The organism is Halogeometricum sp. S1BR25-6 (assembly GCF_031624495.1).
Taxonomy (GTDB): domain Archaea; phylum Halobacteriota; class Halobacteria; order Halobacteriales; family Haloferacaceae; genus Halogeometricum; species Halogeometricum salsisoli.
This window is the reverse complement of sequence record NZ_JAMQOP010000005.1, coordinates 39,013-63,444: the sequence shown is the minus strand read 5'-3', so window position 1 is coordinate 63,444 and position 24,432 is coordinate 39,013. Positions and strand designations below refer to the sequence as shown.

The window sequence follows — 24,432 nt, the reverse complement described above, 5'->3', positions numbered from 1 at the left end:
GTTTTCAGATAATACAGGAGTCTCTGAATCAATATCGCGAACCGTCAGCCCCCGCCGAGTAGACGGCGACAGAGGGTGGACGTATTGATGTGGTCGTTCCACTTAAGGTGTTAGTTAAGACTCTGGAAAACACAATCACCTGAGCATAGATACGTGGACTGCTTGAACGTTCTCCTTATCTGGATTACAGACGACAAGTCGGCAATCCAACGGTGGTCTTATCGCAACTGCGTATCACTTCCAGATATGGTCCATCAGCGGATCCTCGCCTGTGGAGACAATCATGGAGATACTGAATCACTCGAGAAACTGGTTGAAGCCACGGAGGGTGAGGAATTCGACTTCATAATCCATACCGGAGATATCACGAATACCTACAAGACTGATCTTGAGACGGGCGTTAACCAGCTCCGGGCCGTGGAATCGTATTTCCGGACATTAGCGGAACGCGGCACTCTCATCTACATTTACGGCAATCGGGATAAGGAACGGACATTCGGTGGCTCAGTGACGCATGTCTCGGAAGAATACGAACTGGGTATCGGTCACCGTCTCCAGGCGGGCGGTGAACTAGGTCGATGGACAGCGATTTACAACTAATCCGGCCGATGCTGGCCCAGAAGATATCCTTCTCACTCACGGCATCTCTCAGGAGGCATTCTTCCAATCGTCCGCTAGTGCCTACATCTGTGGCGATACGCATCGAGCACGTCAGTTCAAAACCGCACTCAATACGGGATATCTACATAACGACAAGGGGTTCAATGGCGCCTACTTCACCGGTATTCTCGATGATGACGGGTTGGAGGTCGCTGTTCATGGACTTGATGAACCATGGAAAGGGTTCGTCTGCCCCGATCACCAGTGGTACGGTCAACAGTTCACTCCCGAGAAGTTCAGCTGTGGCCTCTGTAAATTCGGTCCCGACCGACAGTTCATGGGTATGGCTCCGGTTGCATTCCGAGAGACAGCTGAAGACGACATATCGAACGCGACAGCGTCTGTACAGGAATTAGTCCTGGCGGCAAGAGAGATATTTGTCGACTCTGAGCAATTTGCCGAGCAGTTCAGACAATATCTTGACGTGCTCGCAGCACGCGAAAACCCTGGTCCTACAGACCCGCTTGCACCGGTAGACGACGATTCGACCCGCCTGAAAGTCCCTAATAGGTTTTTGAATCCGCCTGGGTAGTGGTTTCTTTCAAGAACGGTGTTGAACAGCTAGTACGGGAAGTGGATATCAAACTCATACCTCCAAATTATTGTTCTCACCTCCGATTTCTTCGAGAGCTTCCGTAGCCATATCCCCCAACTCACCAGCTTCGATATGTGAGTACCGCTCACGAACCATCTCCTCTGAGTTGTCGAGATACCGGGCCGCAACTGTGTACCCGAACGCCCGGACAAGGACCTCACCCATTCCCCGACGACCACCATGAGGCGCAAGATAATCGTGTTTCGGATGGTCGATATCGATCGCCGCTGCGTCTGAGAGTCGCTGGAGAATCGATCGTGCTCCATCCGTCGTGACCGAGGGTGGCCGAACATCCTCGTCGAGAGCCAGTAAGAAGTCACGAGCATACTTGCCACGTCGCTTGTCGATTGCATCCGGGCGTTCCCCCCGGTCAGCTAGCTCGTCCTGTACAAGCGTCGCAAGCGTCCGCTGATCGAATGTCGGAAACACTGGCCAGCGCTCAGTTGGAGGATCCATCAGCTTTCGATAGCTCCGTAGCGGAGAGATCACGGGATCAGGGAGACTCGCTGCATCCCACTGCTGTTTCTTCCGATAGACGTCCATGCTTCCGTCGTCGAGCGAGATCTCCTCCCATCGGACTCCACGCCGGCGCGGGTCATTCGGATCCCGGAGCAGTTCCCCGATACGGACGGCAGTGTACGCAAGGACAAACACGAGGGCACGATCACGAGCAGCTTTCAGCGCCGTGTAGTGGGCTCGCTGCCTGTCGGAGGGATCAGCATCCTCCGGGAGTGTCGTGTACGCTTCAATGGCATCGCAGGCTCGCTCATCGACGTACCGAGTAAGGGCGTGACGCTGCTCGGACGTCCAAGCCTGCTGGTCTCCAGGCTTCCGGCCGTCATCCCCGGGCAGCGGCGCCATCGCACTCGCCCGCTGGGCATAATGCGCTTTGAGGTAGCCTTCGTTGACGCACCAGCCACACCACGCAGAGATATAGCGATAATAGGTTTGTACAGTGTTCTGTTTGAGCCCTCGATCACCGGCGAGGTACCGAGCATACTCGCGGAACACGCGCTCGTCGAGATCTTCGAAGGTGGGGTCGTGGTCGACGTCGTCAGGGACGATCCCGGTCCAGTCGTCGTCGCCGCGGTCACCGGCAGCCCACTCGGCGAACCGCTCGAGCTCGCGCGCCGCGTTGCGTCGGTAGTTCCCGCCGTCACCACCGCGCCCCTTCCCCTTGTCCTGAAGGTAGCGCTCAAACGACTCGGAGAGTGAGGTCAATGGCGTCCGTTCCGTAGATATATTCCGGTCCATAGTGCTCTCTTGAAGTGTCCAACGTAGTCAGTCACACAGACAGACGCCGCCCTCCCGGATCTGACTCACTACGAACTGATGGACAGCGTTGGCGAGGTCGGTCATTGCTTCCGCCTGTTCTTCAGTTGGACGCCCGCCACCGTAATAACTCTCTGTCCGGTTCTCACTGTAGAGGTCCTTCATCTCCCCTGTAGTCTCCCTCTCAAATAGCCCGATCTGGTGGGCACGCTCGTAACTGAACTGGTGGTCCTGAAAGTCCTGAAGCGTATCGTTCGTCATCGAGAGCGCGTACGCCTCGATCGACCGTTCGATAGTGCCGAAACAGACCTCGATGACAGCTGTGTAATATCCATCCTGTGACTGGAGAGTTTCAACAACCTCGAGGAGGCGACACGCTTTCGTCAACTGTGTCTTCCAGTCTTCATCGGCACTAATCCCGTTCTCGAACGCTGTTCGACCGCGTCCGACCATCTCGAAGGCATCCTGTGCACGTTCGAGTGCTGCGAGTACAGTAGTCGGGTCCGAGCCGTTACTCATCTGCGACCCCTTCCTCCAAGAGGAGATTTTCGACGGTTTCGAAGTCACTCGTTTTGTAGACCGGAATCCCTGAAACGATGATCTCCCGGATATCCTCCGTGTACGCCGGAATCGCTTGGACGGCCTCGACATCAATATCATACGCGTACCGATCACCATCGAACTCCGTGTCTTCGAGGTCACGGGCAATGGCATTCGCTTCTCGTTGGCTTTCGGCCCGCCCAGAGCGAGTCAATACCCAGAGATCGATATCGCTCCGTCGGTCAGCGTCGCCCCGAGCGACACTTCCATACAGGATGATACCGACGACGTCGTTGATGTTCTCACGGAGCCCCGTGACCGCAGCTTTGACCGGTTGGTGATACTCGAGTTGGGGAATCCGGAGGATCGGATCGTCTGGGATAGACAGACGCTGTCTGTTGATCTGGACGAGTCGCTGGTTGCTTTCAGGAGATTCGGCGACCAAATCATTCGCACTAAGAACATTCACTGCCCGTCGGACGGACTGGTGGGAATGACCGATCTGCGTTGCGAGTTTTCGTAGTGAGAAGCCACTGAATCGGTGGTTAGTTAAAAATAGAAGGACGTCGCTCGTCGCTTTGTGTTTGAATAAATCCGGATCTGAAGGGGGTATTGAAAGAGAGATAGATGCCCCAGGCGAATTTGGACTCTCCGTCTCACGGTTCATATGCCGTATTACGGACCACTACTATAAAAACATTATACGTGAATCGTATTCAACCTAAATATTAACTCCAACATCAACGTTCGTGGGAGAAAAGAGATCGGTTAGCTGCTAGCCTCACTACGTTCGGTCGTTGGGGCTAGAAAGTCCCACTCTCGGATGGTAAAACCCACAATTTCGATTCGCCGCTGGAGCTGTTCCCACTCACGTGCGATCTCTCGGCGACGGGCCTCTTCGGTGACATCAAATGCCTGGTCAGCGATCGTTTCGCAAAGTCAGCCCGGTGATTCGACATCGAATCCGTCCTCCTACTCTCTGATCTGAGCGTTCATCTCGGTGAGTAGTTCGGTGAGGTCTTCGACCATGTGCCCGCTGTCCCGAAGGCGTATGGCTTCCTGTATCGTTTGACGACGATAATTGGGGTAATAGGTGGTGTAGGCCCTGGTGTCGTCATGGTGGAGGATACCGTCCTCGACGAGCCGTTCGAGGACGTGCTTGGTCGGCCTGTGTGACCAGTCTGCTTTGGAGGCGATCCAATTTGCTGTCCGCGGCTCCGATAGCTGTCGAGTGACCATCCGAACGCGGTCTTCACCTGGTCCGGCGTTCCATCAAGCCCTTGGAGTTCGATTCATCTTCGGTCATACGCTAAGTTCACACTATATCTCATAGATGGAAGCTATTCACCTATCTCGAATTATTGTCTTCTACTATTTCATCGACTAGCTTAGAGGAACCAGAGTAACACGGAGTCCGGTTTCGGCGACTCTACCGGGGGAGCACCGTTCTGAGCCGGTTGCAGCATTCGTGCTCACCCGACAGCGTCGGGGCGCTTGAAAGTGGTCGTGATTACGAGTGTAATCATGACCACTATAGAAATAAGGAATACCACTGGAATTCAGGGCTTCAGACCCCCATAGTGCTGAATTCCGGTACCTAGTAAATTCATAAACCTTATCGTGCTATATCGAATATAACAGCCGCTAACCGTAGGACACCCAGATTCTGCGTTTGGGTTTCCACAAACCGCCAGAGAGGGGATATTTCTCACAGTTCTCAATCGAATTCAGTGCTTTGTAAGAATTGGTCGACACTCAGTAAACATTTTCCTGTGCATCAAATGGGTCGTAAAGCTCCTGTATAAGTGATCTACTCGCGTTTCCTGTCCACAAGGATTCTCAGCTTTCGTCTTAGAGAACTGGCCTCCATTCCTCCTATGTTCATACTGTTCTGAAGAGAAGAGTTTTTTTATTGCGTAGACAGTTGTTTATATTGATATGGGAGGATCTGATTGGGCAGGTCGAATAGCAGGGCGATTAGAACGTGAATTCGGTACACCCCATGAGCGGAACCTTCGAATTACAGGCATGGTTCGCTGGTTTGCAAGCGATCCAAGATATAAGCCACTCTCAGAAGACATTCCTGAGGGCAGGCGGCCAGACGAGTGGGCACTACTCCGCGATGACCTACCGCGGGTATTGCGTGAGCAGCCAGGAGACACAATCGAAGAGCGTTGGAACAGTCTAATGGATGAGTTGGGATATCCAGAACTCGTGGACGAGGGAGTGTATCTGTTCCCCTGGGAGTACTTTGATACAGAGATACACCAGCATGGTGTAGTCAAGGAACGTCCTTAACCGAGTTAACCGACGAGCGCAGAGCAGGTTCAATACTACTCCTTCTGCGGACCGTGGGATCGCTAATTACGGCTCTGATGGTGGTTCAAGGGTCTCAGCTCGTTTTGGGACAGAAATATTTCGACCCGTAAACATAGTATCCAGGTTTCATCACCTGAAGAGGGCAGTTTTGAGCCGTGATGTGAAACCCGTAGACTGTTGGTCTTCGTTTTGACTGCTTTCGTCTATTTCGTTGAAGTTGGTGCCGATAGGATTCTTACCGAACCACTCAATGAAATTTTCGATGTGTTTGATCTCTATTTCGCGTCCATGTGGATCAGCGCGCATTCGAGTGGGGAGTGACCGACTATACGACTTAACGTCGTATTGCATCTCCTCGGTGAACGCCGCAACAATGTTTCCGTTGTACTCACTGAACTTGATCTGGCCACGGTCGTGGGCACGATGCCACGTGCCTTTGGCGGTGTCGTAGTGATCGTCTGCTGGCTTACGGGGAAAGTACTCTGGAACCTCGCGGTCAGCGGCCTTGTACAGGTCAAGGAATGCTTCACGTGCGTCAAAGAGCGTGTCGCTCGATTCACGAAGCTTGATATCTCGTTCTCCGAGTAGATGGGTGAACCACTCATACACTGGGTTATCTTGGTCGATTACTTCGCCGACCTCATGGCGTGACTTGAACGTGCCCTCGAAGAACACGTCAAAGTGGAGTATCTTGGCACGGTTCCGGAACCACTTCTTCGGTCGTTTGTTGTTCGAGATGAACGCGATACCGGGATACTGAATGTCTCCTGGCCAGTTCTTCCAGTAGTTCCGGAGTGGACCGTCGATTTGGTTGTCAATTTTGCTCTTCGTAACGTCATCTACCACGAGGGGGAAGGCTGAGTCAACTTTCTTTAGTCCGCGTACTTGCGGTGTTCCGACCTCGTCTGCGTCCGCGGGTTCGTCGACGACGCCGTGGGAGATGAGTGAGAGTACGAACTGTGCGAACGTCCCTTTTCCGGCGTTCGATTCACCGTAGATATAGAGGAATGGGAGCGCATCGTCGAGGGTGAGGCCCGCTTCCCGGAACCGGGACGCGTATTTGTTGACAAAGGGGGCCCAGAAAAACCAGAGCAGTGCTTCGAACATATGGGCTTTGACCGCTCGGTAATCGTTCGAATCACCGTGTTCTTCGACAGTCTCGAAGTAGGCTTCGAGGTCAGCGAGGGCGTGATCGATGCGAGACGTATCGTCTGGGAGACCCTCTGCCATTAGGCCGTGTCGACGGGACGGACCGTCCATGACAAGTTGGCCGTCGTCCTCAGAGAACCACATCTTCGGAATCCCGTATTCTTCTTGGAGGTACTCAGTGTATGCTTGTCTCGTCGTCCTGATGACGTTATCTTTGATCGTGGTATTGTCGTAGCTCCGAAGTCCTTCGAATGCACTCGGGCCGTTATCGAATCCCTGTGTCGAAAGCGAGATGCGTTCTTCAAGTATCTCGTCGGCGTCGTCAGGGTTGTCGACGAACGCGACGGTCGAGTCGGCGTTGGCGACATCGTCGGTGAGTGCGTGTAGTTCGATGTCGACGCCATCCAATTGCTCTGTGGCCTTCTTGTTGAGTTCGGTGACTTCGTCATAGTCGCCGACTCGGCCATCGACCCACGCAGAGATACGTTCTCGTTCGTCTTCCTCGGTATCGAGGTCTTCTAATTCGTTGATGAGACCAGACATGAACTCGGTCGTGTAGTCATCTTTCTGTGTCTGGTACATGGCCTCAAACGTTTTGTCGACACAGGAGGTGCCATCAGTGTGGTAGAGGACGACGGTGTTCGTTTGTTTCGTGTTTTCCCACGCTTGCTTCGAGAGGTTCGCGGATCCGACGATGAGAGTGTGGCTGCCATCGTGGTTGATAGTCCGATAGAGCTTGGTATGGAGGATCGATCGGGACGAGTTAAGGTTGTAGATCCGGAGTCGACCATCGTCGATGAGCTCTTTCATCTGATACGCCTCATCGACGTGGTTCGTGAGCTTCTCCCGGTATTTTTCGGTGTTGCGGTCACCGACGACGACTTCGAGTGATTCGATGTCGATGTTCTCGTCTTCCTTGAGTATCTGGAGGATGAGTTGAGGTGAGTCGCAATACGTGATCGTCTGCATCTCCTTCGCCTCCTCGAAGAGACCAGTGAATGAGTTCCACGATCGGAGAACGCGAAACTCCATCTCGACATCGTCGCCGTCAACAGTCGCTGGTAACTTCCAAGTGTCAGTCATTGTATTGGTTCCAGGGATATGGGGTGAGTATCTTGATTTATGTGAGCCAGTACTGAATTTTGGCAGTGGTCAGGGTATGTCATCGTCGTGGCTGTGGTGTCCGACTTAGAGGTACGGAAGTCCATGAATCAGTTCTCCGTTTACGAGGTAGCCCTTACGAGCGTGTTCGGCACACCGATCGGCGTAATAAGTCGAAATCGGGAGTCTCGTGCTGCGTTGTGCGCTCCCGACATGGCTCTCGCTTAGCCAGTAGATTTGTTCAAGGAGCGTTTGCAAGTCTGTGTCTCCGGCCCGTCGGACGACGCGGAGCGTGCGCGGTGTTCCGAGTCCGGCGCTCTCGTCGAACTCCGGGCGGCCAGTTGTTGTGAGAAATCCGTAGTCACCGCCCTGTTCTATGAAGAGTCGTCCTTTCTCGTCGATCTGGAACGACTCGTTCATCCGCAGAGCTGCTCGCGGGGCACCACTCTTTCGGACGTCGACGATGTCGATTTCGATATCAGTCTCGTCGAACGGTTCGAGTATTGTCTCAGCGTCTTCGAAGAGGCGACCGTCGCGGTGGATGACGATGTGGGCCGGAGAGCGCCCTTTTCGGCGGACGAACTCCCGGTGGATATCTTTGAGGATGTCGACAATGGCGTCTTCGTCGAATGTTTCGCCCGACTGGAGCGACTGACTCTTTGAGACGAAGACGGTTCCGTTGGCGAGCACGACGTTCGCACTTGCACCGAGGAACTGTCCTTTCTCTCTATCGTAGGTTGCGTCGAGCCCGATGAAACAGTCGGCGTCCCCCGGCATATCCTTCACGCACCAAGGGATACCACCAGCGCCAGCGATGAGGCCGAGGGCGGTGTTCCGGTGGACCCATTGGCTGTCGAGGTTCTCTGCAGTGACCATTTGGGTGGGAGTCGACTGCTTTCCGAACGCCTTCTTGAACTCTCCGTAAGGGTCGTCGATAGTCCCGTTGCAGATGAATTCGTTATCAGGTGCTGGGACGACTGCGAGTACGGCATCACAGGAAGCATCCGCGAGGGATGCCGTAACCTCGTTGTAGTCGAGTGCGCTGCCGAGTTGGTACTCGTGGTATGTTACGCTGTCTGGCGTGCATTTGGCTCGATCGAGTTGATTCTCAAACTGGGTGCGGAACGATTTGAACTCAGGAGTGAACCGTTCGGGGACGAGGTAGTGGACGTGGAACGACTCAGGACGCTCATGGATACCGTAGTCACCGAGGCCTCGCGAGGGGACATCTGCTGTCTGTCCATTACCGAACAAGAGGTTATCTGATCGGTCGATCGTGGCCGAGAAAAATGATCGACTCGGTCCAACAGGGGTTGGGTCGATGGTAGCGTCGATTTCGCTGAGCGTGTCAAGGTGGGCGATGAACTCGGCGGAGAGAGAGAAGCGGTCGTCTGGGAGGAGTTTTGCGGCGGCGTCCCACTGCCGGTGGAACACGGGCGCGACTGCTTTCACGGCTTCCTTTCTGGGTGCAACCCGGAGTAGATGAGGGACATGGATTCGTGTCTCGTCGTCTGTTGGGTTGTATTTGATTTCGACTAATTGAGGGTTCTCTGCACGAAGGTCGTCCAAGGTGCTCTCCGGGATACGTCGCTTCTGTTCATACCAGTCTGCGAGCGATTGGTTCCCGAGGTCAGGAAGTAAGTCAGTGAATCGTGTTTCTACAAATCCTTCGAGGGTTCCGCTTCCAGGGACGTCGTAATGGTCGGGGTCGTGTTCGACGTGGGTTCCGGCGAGATCGGCGGGGGCGGTGCCTGTTCGGTCTATGTACTCATCGAGCGTCACCTGACTACGTGCGTGATGACGCACCTCTACACCGACGAATACGTTTCCTGTCGGGAGAATCTCGAGGCGGAGACCGTACGCTCGGCATGCCTCGTACAGTCCATTGGAACCTTTGATGACAGGTTCTCGAGCGACAATGCGGTTGATGCGATCCGGACGGTACTGTTTTTGGTCGACTGCGTCTTTGAGGAGTTGCTGAAGGAGCCGTTCAAGTTTTCTTCGGTCACTTTCGTCGGTCGCCTTGAGTTCGGTTTTCTGCTCGCTAGTAAGCGAAAACGGACCGGGGAGGTCGGTGTTGAGTGGACTTGTTGCGATCACCGTCATCGTCCGCGCATGGGTGACTGCGGCGGCGTTGTTCTTTCGGAGGTACGCAGCGAGACGATACGTCTCCTGCATCGGACTTTGGTCGAACGTGTCTATCGCCTCGATCTGGTACTCATAGACCGTCAGTGTCGCCAGATTTCGGCCAAGTGGGAATAACGTGAGGTATGGGTATCCCTCGGTAAGTGAATCGAAGAGTTGTGGTGTCGAGTCTGCGTCCCCTACATCGGTTGGTTCCTCAATGGGAGTGGCCATGAGGCTAGACGAACCGTTTAAGCTCAGTTGACCTCGGAATTCGTTTCCACGAGCATTCTCCAGTTTATACCACTGCCCCTCTTGCCACGCGTAGTCGCTTAGTGCGTTATTTTTCCAGACGGTGAACGGGAATTCATTCTCATCTGTGTCCTGGACTCTGAATCGCATCGCCATCTGCGGTGAAGGACAGTCCAACTCACTAATGATGTGAACGCGGATATCAATCGGTTTCTTGTCTTCTATGTCTGCCTGTGTCGTCATCTACTGCTATAGATACATTGCTAGGGCAAAAACCTAGGGTATTTCTGGTATGAAGATGCGCTATCTTAGAGATAGTACTCCCGCATAGTTCCAATATAGATAATAAAGTGCGAGTTGTGAAACCTGCACGAGAGATACTTGTCAAGGAGAAGATAATCAGAAGCAGAGCGGTAGACTTCGCGGCCGATAACGTGATCTTGGGGTGATTTCGGAGTTTTTTGCTACTTATCGGGAGCTGAGTCAGACTTACTCATCTCTCCGACGATGTTGTTTAGCCGCGTCGTTACTTCACCCTGAATACTATCTAAACTCTCTTCGATCGAATTGGCGCTCTGCTTGAGGTTACTGCACTCACGCTTGATGTTTGAGAACTTCCTGACGGAGTCCTCGACCTCTTCGACTTGCGTCCGAACGAACTCGGCGTCAATATCATCGCCCGCTTCGACATGGGTCTGGATAGCACGCATTTCTGCCCAATTAAACCCAACATGTAACAGACGCGGGTCGACCTCGTCATCCTCGTCGGCGCAAAGTGCAACAGAAAGGAATTCTCCGTCGAACTCACGAAGATAGCCAACTTTGTTCGGGACGTAACTCTCACACTCGGAGACGAAGATACCGTAGTCGGCATCTCGGTTCTCAATCGCCTCTCGCATCTCCGATTTAATTTTAGGCTGTGTGTAGTTCTGCTCGCTCTTGGCTTCGACGACGATTCGTTGCTCAGTCGTGCCAAGCGTCAAGACGAAGTCGCCGACTTTGCTGTCCGTGAGTTCGCCGACAGTTTCGCTGGTTCGTTCGACGGAATGGCTCGACCCGTAAACGAGGTCAGTCAGGAACTCGTCTACTTGGTCTTCGAATATATATCCCTTCTCTGTCGTCCGCTCTCGGACCTCATCCCGTCCCTCCTCTTTCGCATCTTCTCGTTCGAGTTGAGTGGCGAGCTCACGGATCTCCGAGCGAATCGTCTCGCGGAGACGGTTCGTGGGTGTACCGTCACGGTCGGGGTCTAATGCCGTCTGGATACGCTCGCCATCCTCTCCGAGTTCTTCGTCGAGTCGTCGTGCGAGCCGACCGTTGTCGCCGAATACGTCGTCTAATTCTCGAGCGAGGCGACCCTCGCTCCCGAGGTGCCGGTCAAGGATAGCGGAGACTTCACCGTCGTCGCCGAATCGTCGGTCGAGTTCGTCTTTGACGGTGTCGAGTTCTTCGTCGAAGTCAGCCCGCATTTGATCGAACTCGCGTTTGACGTGCTCCACCTCTTTCGAGGTTTCGGCGAGTGAAAGCGTCGCTGCCCCGATTCGCACTACGTGTCGAGCGGCGTCTTCCAGCGCATCCTCCTCTTGCTCTGCGAGGAACGTCGCCAGTTCGTTATCGGCGACGGTGAAATCCTCGAAGCGGACGGTTCCAGTCTCAGTGTCGATGTTGATCGTGTCGGTCATGGGAGTCGTGAATTGCTAATTGATTACTTACTGATCGTCGAGGCTCCACAGTACTGCAGCGTCAGCGAAGTCGTGACGGCTCTCAAATCCGTAATCAGGGTTCGCGATCGCCGCAGTGACGAATCGTAGATCCAGCTTTTGTTCGGAGATGGAGATGGTGGTAGTATCGCTTCCGAGTAATTCTGCGAGAGCGATACGGGCAGCGTCAGAGACCGAGCCGTATCCCTCGTCGTGGACAGCACCAGTCAGCACAGGTCCGAGGCGCTCACCGACCGAGATGTCTATATCAAGGTTATCCGTCGTCCCTTCGGGCACCTCTCCAGTCCGAAGGATGGTTTCAAGGTACGAGTGAAGTGCATCGATGACAAACGTCTCGACAGACTGTTCTTCAACCCTACGTCTAACAATTGCAAGCAATAGCGGGTCGATCTCGAAAGCGACAGTAGAATCACCGGGGGTCGCCGGAGATTCGTCGTCAGCTTCGTCTTGGTCTGTCTCCGTTTCGAGCACCTGCGATTCAGCTTCGTCCTCAACCGTCTGCTCGGCAAGTACGTCGGACTCGGCATCTGCGTGTGCCTGGTCGGCGTCCGCATCAATCTCTCCCCGTTCTACTTCGTCGGTCTGCGGGACAGCGTCTGCGCGCTGTTCATTTTCATTGGCATCGCGAGTATCGGCTTGGTCGGCGGCAGTTGCGTCTGCTCCGAGGTTCTGCCACGCCCGCCCGGACACAATTCCGTCAGGTGCGAGTGAGTTATCGGAGAGCGACCCCGTTGCGTCCACCTCTGCATTCGTGGTGCGGTACAACTGTGCGTCCGAACTGTCGGTCTTTTCGTTGGCGTCGGATGAATCTACCATCGGCGTCGTACAGTGTTCAGTCGGGTGATCGGTGGGCTGTGCTCTATGTAGTCGTTCGCGGATGCAGTCGACATCTACGCCTTCTTGCGCCAGATCAACCTCGCTCCGGTCGATCGAGGTGAGCGGGAAATCGTCGAGCTGATATCCTACGAGGTGGCCAATGTCGACCGGCTGGTCGGGCACCCATGCGTACTTCGTGTTCGTCCACGGGGGAGCGAGCCACCGCCCGTTCTCATAGAGCGTGAACTCACTGCGTTCGGTCGCAGACCAGACACACGAGTTCAAATCGTTGTATCGCCTACCCGCCCCACCGTGCTCGTGGACGGTGATGACTTCGACAGGGTTGACCGCATCGACGATGGTGTTGAGTGTCTCACGAGAGGGATGCATCGAGCCACAGTAATCGAACGTGGCGCATGGACCAGTGCCTGAGAGGGGGGTGGTGTTTGAGGAGACAAATTGGACGAGACATGCATTCGGATCGTCGCATATGACTCCGTATAGGCGCTTAGCGCTTCCCTTGGTCGGGACATCCGGTCCTGCAATCGTGACTACACCGTGATCAAGACAAGACGCAGGGTTCGCGAACTCGTGGATGGAGTGAACGCCGTCGAGGTTGTATTCCAGGTCGTCGTATATCTTTGCGGCCTGTCCGACGAGTTGAACCGGGATATCGAGGTCCAGTTCTGCAGAGACAGTCGCGAGGAGAGTAGCGAGGTGGACGCCTTGGAGGCCGGCCGCGGTAACGAGAACTGTTGCTCCACCGTGTGCGCGTTCGATGGCCTCTGTAATACCCTCGGTCAACTGATCTTCGGCGTCATCCGTTGTCGCGACTGTCAGGAACAGTGATTCGACGTCGGACACGGCATCGGAGTCGAACCCGGCGTAGCCGCCTGCAGATGTGAGCGTGAAGTCACCAGTGAACAACATGTCCTGGTTGCCGTGTTCGTCACGAAACCGAACCACGAAGCCGACAGCACCAGGAGTGTGACCCGCAGGGACCGGGTGTACGCGGACATTCGGTGCGACGTCGGTCCAGCCGTTGATGGGCGTTGTTGCTTCGAGAATTCGATCAGGGTCGGAGACGAATCCGCTGTCCTCGGCGGACGCAAGGACCGTCCCGAGGATGGCTGCTGTTGCGGGCGAGGTGAATAGTCGTGTGTCGCCTCCTAGTGCACTATCGAGTGACTGATAGTGGTCGGCGTGCGCGTGTGTGAGACAGACGGCTTCAAGCGTGTCGGTTGACCGAAGGCAGGAATCTAGGTCAAGATGGTTTCCTGCGTCAATTAGCACACACGCGACCTCATCGCGAGTATCGTACTCGAACCGGAGGAGCATGGACTCGTTTCCCGCGTTCAGGGTAACGTGGTCAAATGAGACGCGAGAGACGACGTGCTCGGTCTGTGTATCGTCACCGGCGATGTCGGTGCTCATCCTATACTTTGTCCTCTCTCAATTCGATCAGCCGTTTCGACGTTAAAGTGGTATTAGTATTCATCCACGGTGTCATATTTTGACTGCTCCCTAATAAGTCTATCGCAGATAGGAACAACCTGTTGTTACAAAATTCTATTTTAATCCTCGAGAGGCGAAGAGTGGAATCGCCGTTGCGTAGACGTTTCCTCTGTACCCATGGAACGAATGCCGCTCAAAGAGAGGAAATAGAGAGAAGACATTCATCATGCGATAACATTTGTACCACGCTAAATCGGGAATTGCGTCATCAGGGTGATGCATATTTATAGCATGAGATTGCTAAGCACCGATATGGCGGATACGTCTCGTAGTTCTAATTTCATCGCAGACGCCGAATGGCACAATGAATGGTGGAATACCAATAGTGGTCGACAATCAGATCTATCGAATGTTACCTCACTTACTCCTCGCTCGGACCTCCTTAACCTACTTCGATCGATTGATGAAGAGCGTGAAAGAGGGATCGAGAGCCTAGCATACCCAATTTATGGACCCACAGGAATTGGGAAGACGACACTTCTTCGACAGTTTATCGCTGCAATTCTTGAATCAGATGTTGCTGACTTCTCACCAGGGAATCGCGACCCTGATATCATCGGTTCAGTTGATCCACGCCAGATTCTCTATGTTCCTCTTGAGGATTCTCTCTATCATCTCGAACCGTCAAGTAAGGCTCTTGAACGACTGAGAACAGTTATTGATTACTTCTATTCACATATTGCTCCCCGCAGAGGACGTAAATACATCATCCTCGACGATGTCGGCGCACTCCAACTTGATAATGAACAAAAGCGGTTATTATTGGAATTTGTACAGGAAGATACCTATCTACTTCTGACGGGAATCGTCAAATCACAAGTTGACTTAAGGGGAATCTCGGAGGAAGAGAGGCTGAAGATTGAATGGCCGCGTGCGATGTTACCGATGAAGTTTGTCGAGACCGTCCAGCAAAATACATACGACGATACTGCACTTACAGATGTTGATATAGATTTCAACGTTCAAATCGAATCTCTCCGCACAACGAGCATAGATGGCGATGCATTGATCAAAAAGGTCCGAAACAATCTATCTACTTCTGAGGATCTGGACACTGCAGTCGCAGCGCTAAATCAACTGTACTTCGAGGCCTTCTCTGATGTCGAACGAGATGGGCTGTACGAAGCTGCTCGTGAATATTTACAGAAAGGAGGAATCTTACTCGATGCGGAGAAGGCTACGGTAAAGAACGAACTTGTCCGCTCTCACTTTCTGCTGTACCTCTATAAGGAACTCGCGAAATACGAATCAATCCAACGGCCAGAGAACCTCCACCGAATCGCATCGCTAGCTGCGAGTCAGACAGGTAAGGAACTCCAGTACACAGATATCAGTAAACAGTTAGAAGTTGATCGCCGGACTGTCGATACCTATCTGTCAGTGCTAGACGAGGGGATAGCAGTTTCAGAATCTCACGATTTCTCACTACAACGACACCGTCGGACGAGACTCTATCTACGGAACCCACGGCATGTGGTACTCCTCTCGCAACGTCAGGAACATCACGGATTCGAGGCATACGAAAGGACACGGTCGCTCAACTACGAGTTTGAGTATAAACTCGCCCGAACCGTCGCGTTCGATCATGCAAAACGGCTAGCATGGAAAGTGTCTAATTCACACGATGAGAATACCTCCGTCGAATATGCTGAAACTGAGGCGGGGACAGTAGATTATATTCTTCACAACGACAAAGGATTGATCCTCCCATTCGTTCTCTCCTACCACCCACATGCCGGTAATGCAGACAAGATAGCAACACAGTTCGATCCAACTAGTGGAAAACACCCAATTCCGGGGGGTGAGGAGCTCCGGGAACTGAATTACAAGGCACCCTATCGGTTCATCATTACAGATAGTTTACCGAAGGAGGTAGAGAAATCCAGTTCGCTCGTCATTGAACAAGACGGTGTCGATCTCTGTTACGTACCATACTGGCTATTCCTCCTCATTTGCTGATTACAGAAGAATTGGGATTCAATAACCTCTCTTTGGAATAGTCGCTACAAGCTATAACACGGATGATGGTAAAAATCCAGAATGCCCTCAAATATCACTAACAACCAGTTCTACCTTGAGACAATCGATTCATTGGTCGTGATACCAAATCAGCGTATCTCTATGTGAGACTTGCTAGCCCTTTGATGTTTGGATTAGTCGCGGTAGCGGCCCTCACAGGTGGTGCATTGACTGCTTTCCAGACCAGTAGTATAGTAACTGCCTTTGACGATCTGGAGATCGCGAAGACGAGATTGGTTTTTGGCACAGGGTCAGTTGCTGTAGGTCTTCCATCTCCAGAGAAGGTAATAGGCACCGTAGAGCCCAAAAGTAAGGCAAAGAAAGATAAGCACAGCAGTAGGTCCCCATTCGGTCCCATGCCCGGTTTCCTCTACTAAATATTCTTTATCTCCACTTATTCCAGCAGCAAATAATACAGGAGTAGCAGGGAGCGATAGCGAGAACAGGAGTGCTAACCCTGTATGAACTGGACCACCCCAGAGCGCTGCATTCTCAGGTGGTGGGAAGATCGTGGATACTGCGGCAAAGGCCATAAAAAGCCCTATCGGGATGAACAATGCAACCCGTGCGAGTAACCACCACTTATTGTCTGTATCATACTCTGAAGGATCGAAATCAGAGTTTGTCGACCTGCTAATCGTTTTGTTATGAAGGTTAGTTTGAGAGGCCTCTAGAGGGGATTTGGACGCGAATAGTTTGGCTGCAGTCTTGACTTGGTCACTAGAGTATTTTCGCGATATCCAGATGTGGTATGTGTTTGTGTCTAGGACTACGGAGATACGACTCTTGAGGAGACCAGTACTGACTTCGACATCGGTTATCTCCTCGTAGGAAAACGTCTCAACTCTATCGTCTTCTCTCTTCCCAAGTATAAATTCAAAATGATCATCATATAACACCGTGTAGCAGCGCAGACCTCTGGAGGGTTTGATCTCTTCATCAGGTGAGATCAATTCAGAACCCATCGAGATGCCTTTCTTGGCACTATGAAGGATCATTAGTGGAGTCTTGTCTTCAAGGTAGCTTACAAGCGGGTTGTGAAGCTTGTAGTCAGCTAATTTCTTTATGCTGATCGTTGCTGATGGACATTGAGAAGCGATCTGTACCGACTTATCGTACATTCTGTCAAATTCTTTTCGCTCCTCAACTGGATGGGAGTAGTTAGATCCGTCTATCCGACGATAATACATATCCGACGAGAAATCCGCACTGAAATCGCGGTTCTTTTTGATTCTCTTGTGTTCATATAGATACCGCTCCTTATCCATTCGGATATATTCCGACTGCGCAGTCTTGTTAGCACTCGCTGAGAAGGGACCCGATGAAACATTCGTCTCTGCATTGTACACTAACGCTTTGTTGTCCCCCACCCACCGCAACCCTCGAGATGTCCTCTGTGCCATACCAAATCATATACTGGATAGTATTTACTCTTTTCCAATAATTAGATATAGATGATATGAAATGCACATAGCTGTAGATCCAAGACAACGTCAGATGACCGACCTCCAGGGTATCAATATATAATAATACCACCATTGGTTTCATCTCAAAGATGCCGTCCCTCTCATTGTACATCATGCAGAGTATGCAGATGAAAGAGACCGACCGACGCGCTTGGATGTGAGAGACCTGAAGGAAGCTACGGGCAAGGGCGTCGGTTACGACCGCGAAGGTCTTCTAGACCGCGGTCGTCATGCTGTTCATCTCCGTTGCTCATAGAAATCTCTCATAGTGTTCGCACATTAGCCTGCATTCTCTCGACTATTCGTTCTGATGTTCGTCTACGTGCTGCTCCCATGCTTCGATGGTTGGAGTTGGTCCAGGAATTAGGGCATCTACTTTTTCGCGTACCTCGTACGAACCCTGTCCATCTTCGACCGTAATCGCGTACTCAATAATGGCAAACTCGTGTTCTACGAGTGGGCCTATATCAGTTTCAGTCTTCAAGTGGAGGGGGATCAGAAACCGTGTCGTCTGTCCTGGACCTATTTCTGTCCCAACCATTTTATTTGAAGACTTGGGTTGCTCAACTGAGATTGGTCCCGGTTCGACTATCTCATCCCCATTCTTCAGTCCAACAATCACGAACTCCTCTGAACTAACATATCCTCCTTTTTCCCCTGCATTCGTCATCATGAGGGTGAGTGGCCCCTTCCACATCGCACGCTCGTCGATAGCATGGTTTCCCCCTCTGAATCCAAATTCGCCTCCTTCCTCGGGCAGAAGTGACACTTCAGATCGCGTCGTCTGATAATGACTCAGGTAAAGGTTCCAGATCCCTACGGCAAGAACTGCTAAACTTATACCAACACCAATGACGCTGATGGCGAGAGAAAGGAGAGAAATTTCCGAGGACGATAATTGTAGCAGACTCACGTGAATTGTGGACCAATACTGGGAGTGAAACTACCAAATACTTTCGCTATGAGAAAGTCTACACGCTGAATTCGACGGTTGACCCCAGATGGACCGATTCGAACTCTTCCCCGATGTCGCCGTAGTAAAGCGCGAGGTTCGCTTCGAGGTCCGTGACGAGATAGTGTTCGATAACCTCGACGAGCGTGGCGCATCGGTCGTCGTCTCGCGCTTCAACAGCCTCCAAGTACGTCGGACCAAGTTCGTCTCCGAAGCGTCGACCGGTCACCTTCGCGCCACCCCCAAGCCGTTGTTGCGGGCATCCATCCGTACGAGCAGAGACACTCTTCGAGGCTCGGCCACGTGGGTGATGGATGATAGATTACAACTCGGTTTCCAAACACAGCTACTCGGTTTCGCAACCAGTACTGGGGGTTCTCTGGTCCGCAGACTTATTCCCATTGAATGACGAGTCGTCGTATGTCAAAACCATATGAGGTACGTATACCACTCCGAACGGAAGGAATTACTCTCCCCGAGATCGATCTTGAGGAGTTCAAGATCCAAGAGACGACGAGAAGCCGGATGGATGAGTCGCTTACGTACAAAACGTTCGAGCTTGTCGCCGGTTTTGATGCGGAAGCTAACGAGGTTGAGGAGAGAAGATCCGAGATATATCAACGAGCACAGAGGCTCGCTCAGATTCTCAGCTTCTTAACCTGTCACGGGATCGTGGCCGAAACACCGTGGAAAACATACCGATCAGATCAATCCGTTCAACACATTCGAGAGTCGGCGATATTTCCTATGCCGAGGGAAATGAACGGACTTTTATTCAATATTTTCACCTCGGTTGAAGAAAGCAACGAGATTGATGAAGGAACCATGCGGGCTCTTAGATGGTATGCATTAGGGTTAGCGTCTGAGAGGCCGAAAGACCGGCTCATCATGTTCTGGTTCACGCTTGAAAACCAATCAAAACCCAAAGAGATCTCAAAGCAAAAACAAGGACATGAGTTTGTAGAAGCGGTTGAACACGCTGAGGATGTCGTCAAGGATGAGATCAAAGAAAATGATGTCAGGTCTAGACTAATAGAATTCCTTAAAAGAGATCTCCGATGGGAATCAATACCTGAAGCGGTGGCACGGGAGGTCAAAGAAACTCTTGGTAATGACCATCCTAGAATAGCTGATGACCTAGAGGAAGAGATGAAGGCTTGCCAGACAGCGCGGAGCGATCTAGTGCATAATGGATCGACTGACAAAAATGAGGAGGAGTTAGCTAACAAGCTTGAGTCATACTGCCGATTTGTCTTGCAACGAAAATTGAGCCCGGTATTCCGCGGGAAATACGAGTCAAAGCATTTCCCCGCGGCGACAACCGCCTCCAATCCGCAGATCCTCGAAATGATCTTAGCTAATTATCCACAGGGTCTAACAGAGAATGAACTCCTGAAGGAAGCGTTCACTGCGACTCGTGATATGAGAAAAGCAGCGAGGGCCGCCGCATTTGCGAAGTCACCTGAAGCAGAGACAAGACCAGGCGTTGCCGAAAAGAAGGAGGATGGAAACCAAGTGTACTTCCTCAAGAAATAGACCAGTGGCACTGAAAAACTCTCGGGGAGTCCGCGGGGTCGTGTTTAGTTTGGAGCATTGAACCAGGCGGCAAATGCTTGGAGCCAGTTTTCAGCGGTTTCAGGGAAAACGTGGCTAAAGCAGTTCGAGAACGACGAAGTTCGGCGTTTCAGCTCGCGGAAGATACGCTCGATGGCGTTCCGATTTCCATGTCGTTTAGAATGAAATCGGAGCCCAGTTCGGGAAAGCGCAGTTTGGAGGTGCTGAGCGCCATCGACCAGAAACACGGCAGATTCGACGGAGTGTTTCTCGCGGAGCTCAGTGAGGAAAATCTGCGTTGCTGAGGTCGTCGTGGTTGGAAAGAGTCGCACATGGAGTAATTGGTTTGTCTCGGGATCGCAGGCGGCGTACAGCCAGTATTGCAGGGAGTTGATCCGAATCACCGTCTCGTCGAGCGCGACGTGATTCGGGCTTTCTCCGTCGGTCGGCTGTAGATCGGCTTTCTGCACCCAGTCATGGACGGCTTTTCGAGAGCGTTCGACACCCAGATTTTCGAGCAACGAAACGGTATTCGATAGCGAGAGGCCCGCTAGATGCGATTGAATACCGAGCTTCATCGCTGGCTCGGGTGTCCGCTCTCGTTCCACAAATTCCATGTCGATCCAGCCACTAGGACCGGCGAGGCGACTGATTTCTGGCATAGAGCACCAAGAAATCACGTCGCCTCACTTTTCACGCTTAACTAAACACGACCGTCCGCGGTCGGCGTCACCTGACGCCGGCCGCGTTGACAACTGGTTTCGACTTCCACCGATTCAAGTCGTCAGTCCACTCCCGGTCGGCCTTTCACGCCTAGTCGATAAACGGTGCGTCGGCACACCACTCTTCGTCCTCGAGGAGACCGAGAGAGCGTGCCTCGGAGGGGGATCAGAGTACCGTCGCAGACGTACTCGTCGTCCTCATCTGTGCCGTGATCGTGGCCGTACCCGTCACCGCACGGGTCGTCGACGACGCGGATGTTCCCCTTCGCAACATGGTGCAGCACACCGTCTGTGTTCACGTGCGCGGGCGGGTCATCGTCGGGATACAGTTCGAGCATGATGAGGTGCGCGAGTTCACCCGGGTCGTCGACGGGCAGGATCGATGCGCCGCACTCGGTCGAAGCACTGTTCAGACCGAGGAGTCGCCAGCAGTGTTCGCGGACCTTCCCGTCGGCCTAATTCAGACCGGAGTCCGTCGCGACGAACCGCGAACTGCTCTTGAAGACGCTTCCGAGCGCGGCACCGACGTAGTTGGCCGCGCTGCTGTTGTTCGAGTTGGCGTAGACGTCGATATCACCGTGGCTCAGTGAGTAGGTGAGCGCCCGCGTCATGTCGCCGTCGCTGTACAGGGAGTTTCCGTCTTCGTCCTCGATGCGGTGGACGACCCACCCGTCGCCGCTTCGATCCACTTCGTGAAGTCGGCGGTCTTGAACTAGTCGGTGACGACGATACAGTGGTAGTGCGGTTTCCACGCGAGTTGGTCGCGAACGTCGCCGTAGAACATCCGCCCGGAGTTGAGGAGTTCCTTCCGCAGGCCCATGTCATCGTGGTCGGATGCTATCGATCCGTCCGCGTCCGCGCCGCGGTAACTGTGGCGAACGATGACGCCCTGAGCGCGATCGTCGAGGATCTCCTTGACGATCTCTTTCGTGGTGTCGTTCGCCTCTTCGAGTGAGTAGCCGGCCTTCGCGAGGTCGCGGTATCACGCAAGCGGCGGGGAGATAACGCTGTGATGGAGCTTCTGGTGCTCAGCGTCGGGCGTGTGCTGGTTCTTCTCGATCCGAAGAGGGCGGCTTCGCGGTCTTGTTGATAGCGCTGTCGCGAATCCAGGTGACACCACACCTCATACAGACCGACTGCGAGCAGGTCCGTCCCAACTCAACCGACTGGCCGCAGGAGCTACAGAGGAACGGGTAGGTTTCGCCGCAGTCATCGCGAGCGTTGTTCCCGAAGCCGGGAGGAGCGACTCCTGCTGGCGGAAGTCGCCGAAGGCGTCGCGAACGGCCTTTGGGAACGGGGATTGTTCCACGACCAGAACTCACGCTGCTCGGGATCGTCGCTGATGGTATCGACATCACGATGTGCGAGGTTCCGCTGTATGACGTCGGTGACGCGGTCGGGATCGGCACGTCGACCGCTTTCCTCGGACCACTTGGACTCCTCGTCGGAGTCCGTCACCGGAAGACACCCCTCGTTTCCGACGAAGTAGAAGAAGCATAGAGCCGGGGCTCAGGGTATGAGTCTTTAAGATAGTAGTGGGGTCGGAGGGAATAGAAGTGAAGAGCAAAAGCGGGTTAGTCGTCAGTTGAGCTTCCTACTCGTGCTTTAGTCAGATATTCAGTACTCACCTTCAAGGATAGTGTTCATAGGTCATGTTCATTACTTGTGTTCAGTACATTCATTCATTCCGTTCAGCAATTGGTTGCAGCCATCTCGTTCATCTCTTGTTTCGAAGTTGTTCAACCGTTGGGAAGTGACTCAACAATCTCTGTGAGTCCACGTTTGGCTGCTTCGAGGCGGTTCAGGGTGTGATGTGATTTCTGGACGTCACCGCAGACACATCTAGGAGAGCATCCGGTACGGCAAGGAAATGCACGAGAAGCGGGACTAGGCCGTGATAGCAGTCGACTTGTAGAGGCCAAGCGTGAGGATCATTGTGACGCAATGACACTCCAAGACGTCAGCCGGTCAGTTGCAACAAACTAGATAATCTCACTGACATTCACTCTCTCCGTTCACCTCAGTATACTCCATGAACTCAATGGGAGCGTAGTTCTGCGTACAATCGTCGACAACAAGTCATACTTACGTCAAGTTGGTTAGAATGTTGGTATTTGTGAGCACCGTGCTTGCGGCAGTTAATTAGCGCATGTGGCGGGCACGGCGTTCGTATTCGTGTAGCAGGCACCATCTGCATTGAGTCGCTTACTTGTCCTCTATCTTGGATTCATTCTTAGGCTCTTGAAAGCGGTATTTTATATGCTAGATAGTATATTCATTAGTTGTGTTCAGTACATTTATTCAGTAGTTATGTTCATGAACATGTCTGACGAACATTCAAGGTGGAGGGTGATCATGAATGCCTTAATGCTAGCGTATTCGACGTACAGCGAAGCGGGGGGTGTTGGCAAGACGACGACAGCAGCCAATCTCGCTGTCGCACACGCACGTGCGGGTCTCAAACCACTTGTCGTGCCACTTGATCCACAGGACGGCGACCTTTCTCGACTATTCGGCGTTGACGACCAGCGGACAGAATCCGTCGACAATATCGTACGGCACATGGTCCGACGACCAATAGGCGACTTCAAGGATCTCATCCGCACCGTCGAAGGTGTAGACATCGTCCCCGAACACAACATGCTCTCGGACCTCACAGAGTATCTCCAGCGTGAGAAGGAACAATCGGAGGCGATGGGTGAGGCGTTTGGTATACACGCCCAGCTCCTTCGGGTCCTCCGTGAAGCCGGCGTCCCCGACGAGTATGACGTCCTTATCTGTGACCCACCTGCGACCGAAGGACCACATCTCTACAACGCTATCAACGCAACTCGGTCGCTTGTCATCCCTGTTGAACCAAGTGCGAAGGGTCGTGCCGCCGTTGAAGGTCTCGAAGCCTTGGTTGCGGGGTTCGAAGACCAGCTTGATATCAAAGTCGGTGTCCTCGCAGGAATTCCAATTGGGTTCAAGAATACGCGAGACCAAAACGCGATTCTCGGCGAAATCGATTATCCGATTCCAGAGATCATCGGAGAACGTTCGTCGTTGATGGAGGGGTGTTGGATGAAACAGTGTTCTGCGTTCGAGTATGTCCGAACACATCGCGATCGCCGCCGTGACTACGAAATCGAGACGCTCGCACAGTTTGACCGTCTTGCGCGCCACCTTGAAACCGAGGTTGGTATTGAAGCCCCGAATCCTCCAGAACCTGGCGACGTTGATCATGAGGTGATGATTACATGACTGGAATGAAAAAGGGGGCTGGGGACGATCCCTTTGCGGACGATGGAAAGCAGTCTGAGCAGAAGGATACTGACTCTTCGGCAGCTGAGTCATCTAGTGAGTCGGACGATCTATCTAGCGATTCACAACCAAAACAACAAAATAGGTCGATGCAGATTCCGTACAAATTCCGTCGTGATGGCGTACAGGATGGACGAACCCGTGTTCCACTCTTCCTTCAATCAGAAACAAAAGCGTCGGAACGGGATGCACTTCGGGAACTCGAAGATCGATTTGACGACAACGTCTCCTTGACAGATCTCCGTGAAGCTCTTGTGATGGTTGGTCTCGAACGCTTAGACGAGGTAGAGACTACATTAGAAGAGTGGGGATACGGAATGACGTTCGAGTGAATCGCCTCGGAGTCAAGCCT

18 protein-coding genes and 1 pseudogene are annotated in these 24,432 nt (G+C 52.8%); 6 read left to right on the top strand and 13 right to left on the bottom strand.

What is annotated here, in order from left to right; translation table 11 throughout:
• Positions 1-246: 246 nt before the first annotated feature.
• A complete protein-coding gene (locus NDI76_RS19520) occupies positions 247-600 on the top strand; it encodes a metallophosphoesterase (RefSeq protein WP_310925850.1) in 354 nt (117 codons plus the stop codon).
• Between the two features lie 202 nt (positions 601-802).
• A complete protein-coding gene (locus tag NDI76_RS19515) occupies positions 803-1,192 on the top strand; it encodes a hypothetical protein (RefSeq protein WP_310925849.1) in 390 nt (129 codons plus the stop codon).
• 54 nt (positions 1,193-1,246) lie between these two features.
• Here NDI76_RS19515 and NDI76_RS19510 read toward each other — a convergent pair whose 3' ends face one another.
• The 8 genes and pseudogenes from NDI76_RS19510 to NDI76_RS19475 all read right to left on the bottom strand — a co-directional run bounded on the left by NDI76_RS19510 (position 1,247) and on the right by NDI76_RS19475 (position 13,983).
• The gene (locus NDI76_RS19510; protein WP_310925848.1) at positions 1,247-2,509 is read right to left on the bottom strand and encodes a phage integrase SAM-like domain-containing protein; all 1,263 of its coding nucleotides are present in this window, start codon (positions 2,507-2,509) and stop codon (positions 1,247-1,249) included.
• A gap of 27 nt (positions 2,510-2,536) precedes the next feature.
• Positions 2,537-3,046 (bottom strand): DUF8154 family protein, encoded by a 510-nt coding sequence (locus tag NDI76_RS19505; protein WP_310925847.1) that lies wholly within the window; start codon positions 3,044-3,046, stop codon positions 2,537-2,539.
• Positions 3,039-3,734: a nucleotidyltransferase domain-containing protein gene (locus NDI76_RS19500; protein WP_310925846.1), complete on the bottom strand. Its 696-nt coding sequence runs from the start codon at positions 3,732-3,734 to the stop codon at positions 3,039-3,041. The genes NDI76_RS19505 and NDI76_RS19500 overlap by 8 nt, the downstream gene beginning before the upstream one ends.
• Positions 3,735-3,835: 101 nt before the next feature.
• Positions 3,836-4,373 (bottom strand): annotated as a pseudogene (locus NDI76_RS19495) (DUF7342 family protein).
• A 1,142-nt stretch (positions 4,374-5,515) separates the two neighbouring features.
• Positions 5,516-7,618 carry a phospholipase D-like domain-containing protein gene (locus tag NDI76_RS19490; RefSeq protein ID WP_310925845.1) on the bottom strand — a complete coding sequence of 701 codons (2,103 nt, stop codon included), beginning with the start codon at positions 7,616-7,618 and terminating at the stop codon, positions 5,516-5,518.
• A gap of 105 nt (positions 7,619-7,723) precedes the next feature.
• A complete protein-coding gene (locus NDI76_RS19485) occupies positions 7,724-10,255 on the bottom strand; it encodes a Piwi domain-containing protein (protein ID WP_310925844.1) in 2,532 nt (843 codons plus the stop codon).
• A 221-nt stretch (positions 10,256-10,476) separates the two neighbouring features.
• The gene (locus NDI76_RS19480; RefSeq protein ID WP_310925843.1) at positions 10,477-11,694 is read right to left on the bottom strand and encodes a hypothetical protein; all 1,218 of its coding nucleotides are present in this window, start codon (positions 11,692-11,694) and stop codon (positions 10,477-10,479) included.
• A 27-nt stretch (positions 11,695-11,721) separates the two neighbouring features.
• The gene (locus tag NDI76_RS19475; RefSeq protein WP_310925842.1) at positions 11,722-13,983 is read right to left on the bottom strand and encodes an MBL fold metallo-hydrolase; all 2,262 of its coding nucleotides are present in this window, start codon (positions 13,981-13,983) and stop codon (positions 11,722-11,724) included.
• 333 nt (positions 13,984-14,316) lie between these two features.
• Here NDI76_RS19475 and NDI76_RS19470 point away from each other — a divergent pair, with 333 nt between their 5' ends.
• Positions 14,317-16,023 (top strand): DUF4143 domain-containing protein, encoded by a 1,707-nt coding sequence (locus tag NDI76_RS19470; RefSeq protein ID WP_310925841.1) that lies wholly within the window; start codon positions 14,317-14,319, stop codon positions 16,021-16,023.
• Positions 16,024-16,334: 311 nt separating this feature from the next.
• Here NDI76_RS19470 and NDI76_RS19465 read toward each other — a convergent pair whose 3' ends face one another.
• The 3 genes from NDI76_RS19465 to NDI76_RS19455 all read right to left on the bottom strand — a co-directional run bounded on the left by NDI76_RS19465 (position 16,335) and on the right by NDI76_RS19455 (position 18,730).
• Positions 16,335-17,486, bottom strand: coding sequence for a PH domain-containing protein (locus tag NDI76_RS19465; RefSeq protein ID WP_310925840.1), 1,152 nt, complete (start codon positions 17,484-17,486; stop codon positions 16,335-16,337).
• A 361-nt stretch (positions 17,487-17,847) separates the two neighbouring features.
• Complete coding sequence (locus NDI76_RS19460) at positions 17,848-18,462, bottom strand: hypothetical protein (RefSeq protein WP_310925839.1); 615 nt, start codon at positions 18,460-18,462, stop codon at positions 17,848-17,850.
• A gap of 58 nt (positions 18,463-18,520) precedes the next feature.
• Complete coding sequence (locus tag NDI76_RS19455) at positions 18,521-18,730, bottom strand: hypothetical protein (protein ID WP_310925838.1); 210 nt, start codon at positions 18,728-18,730, stop codon at positions 18,521-18,523.
• Between the two features lie 191 nt (positions 18,731-18,921).
• Here NDI76_RS19455 and NDI76_RS19450 point away from each other — a divergent pair, with 191 nt between their 5' ends.
• Positions 18,922-20,037, top strand: coding sequence for a HEPN domain-containing protein (locus NDI76_RS19450; RefSeq protein ID WP_310925837.1), 1,116 nt, complete (start codon positions 18,922-18,924; stop codon positions 20,035-20,037).
• A gap of 44 nt (positions 20,038-20,081) precedes the next feature.
• On the opposite strand, the gene NDI76_RS19445 is transcribed toward NDI76_RS19450, so the two are convergent.
• Both NDI76_RS19445 and NDI76_RS19440 read right to left on the bottom strand, forming a co-directional pair.
• Positions 20,082-20,717, bottom strand: coding sequence for an IS6 family transposase (locus NDI76_RS19445; protein WP_310925836.1), 636 nt, complete (start codon positions 20,715-20,717; stop codon positions 20,082-20,084).
• Between the two features lie 515 nt (positions 20,718-21,232).
• Positions 21,233-21,466 (bottom strand): hypothetical protein, encoded by a 234-nt coding sequence (locus tag NDI76_RS19440; RefSeq protein WP_310925835.1) that lies wholly within the window; start codon positions 21,464-21,466, stop codon positions 21,233-21,235.
• Between the two features lie 1,678 nt (positions 21,467-23,144).
• Here NDI76_RS19440 and NDI76_RS19435 point away from each other — a divergent pair.
• Both NDI76_RS19435 and NDI76_RS19430 read left to right on the top strand, forming a co-directional pair.
• The gene (locus NDI76_RS19435; protein ID WP_310926101.1) at positions 23,145-24,020 is read left to right on the top strand and encodes a ParA family protein; all 876 of its coding nucleotides are present in this window, start codon (positions 23,145-23,147) and stop codon (positions 24,018-24,020) included.
• Positions 24,017-24,412 (top strand): DUF7970 domain-containing protein, encoded by a 396-nt coding sequence (locus NDI76_RS19430; protein WP_310925834.1) that lies wholly within the window; start codon positions 24,017-24,019, stop codon positions 24,410-24,412. Before NDI76_RS19435 ends, NDI76_RS19430 begins: the two co-directional genes overlap by 4 nt.
• Positions 24,413-24,432: the final 20 nt, after the last annotated feature.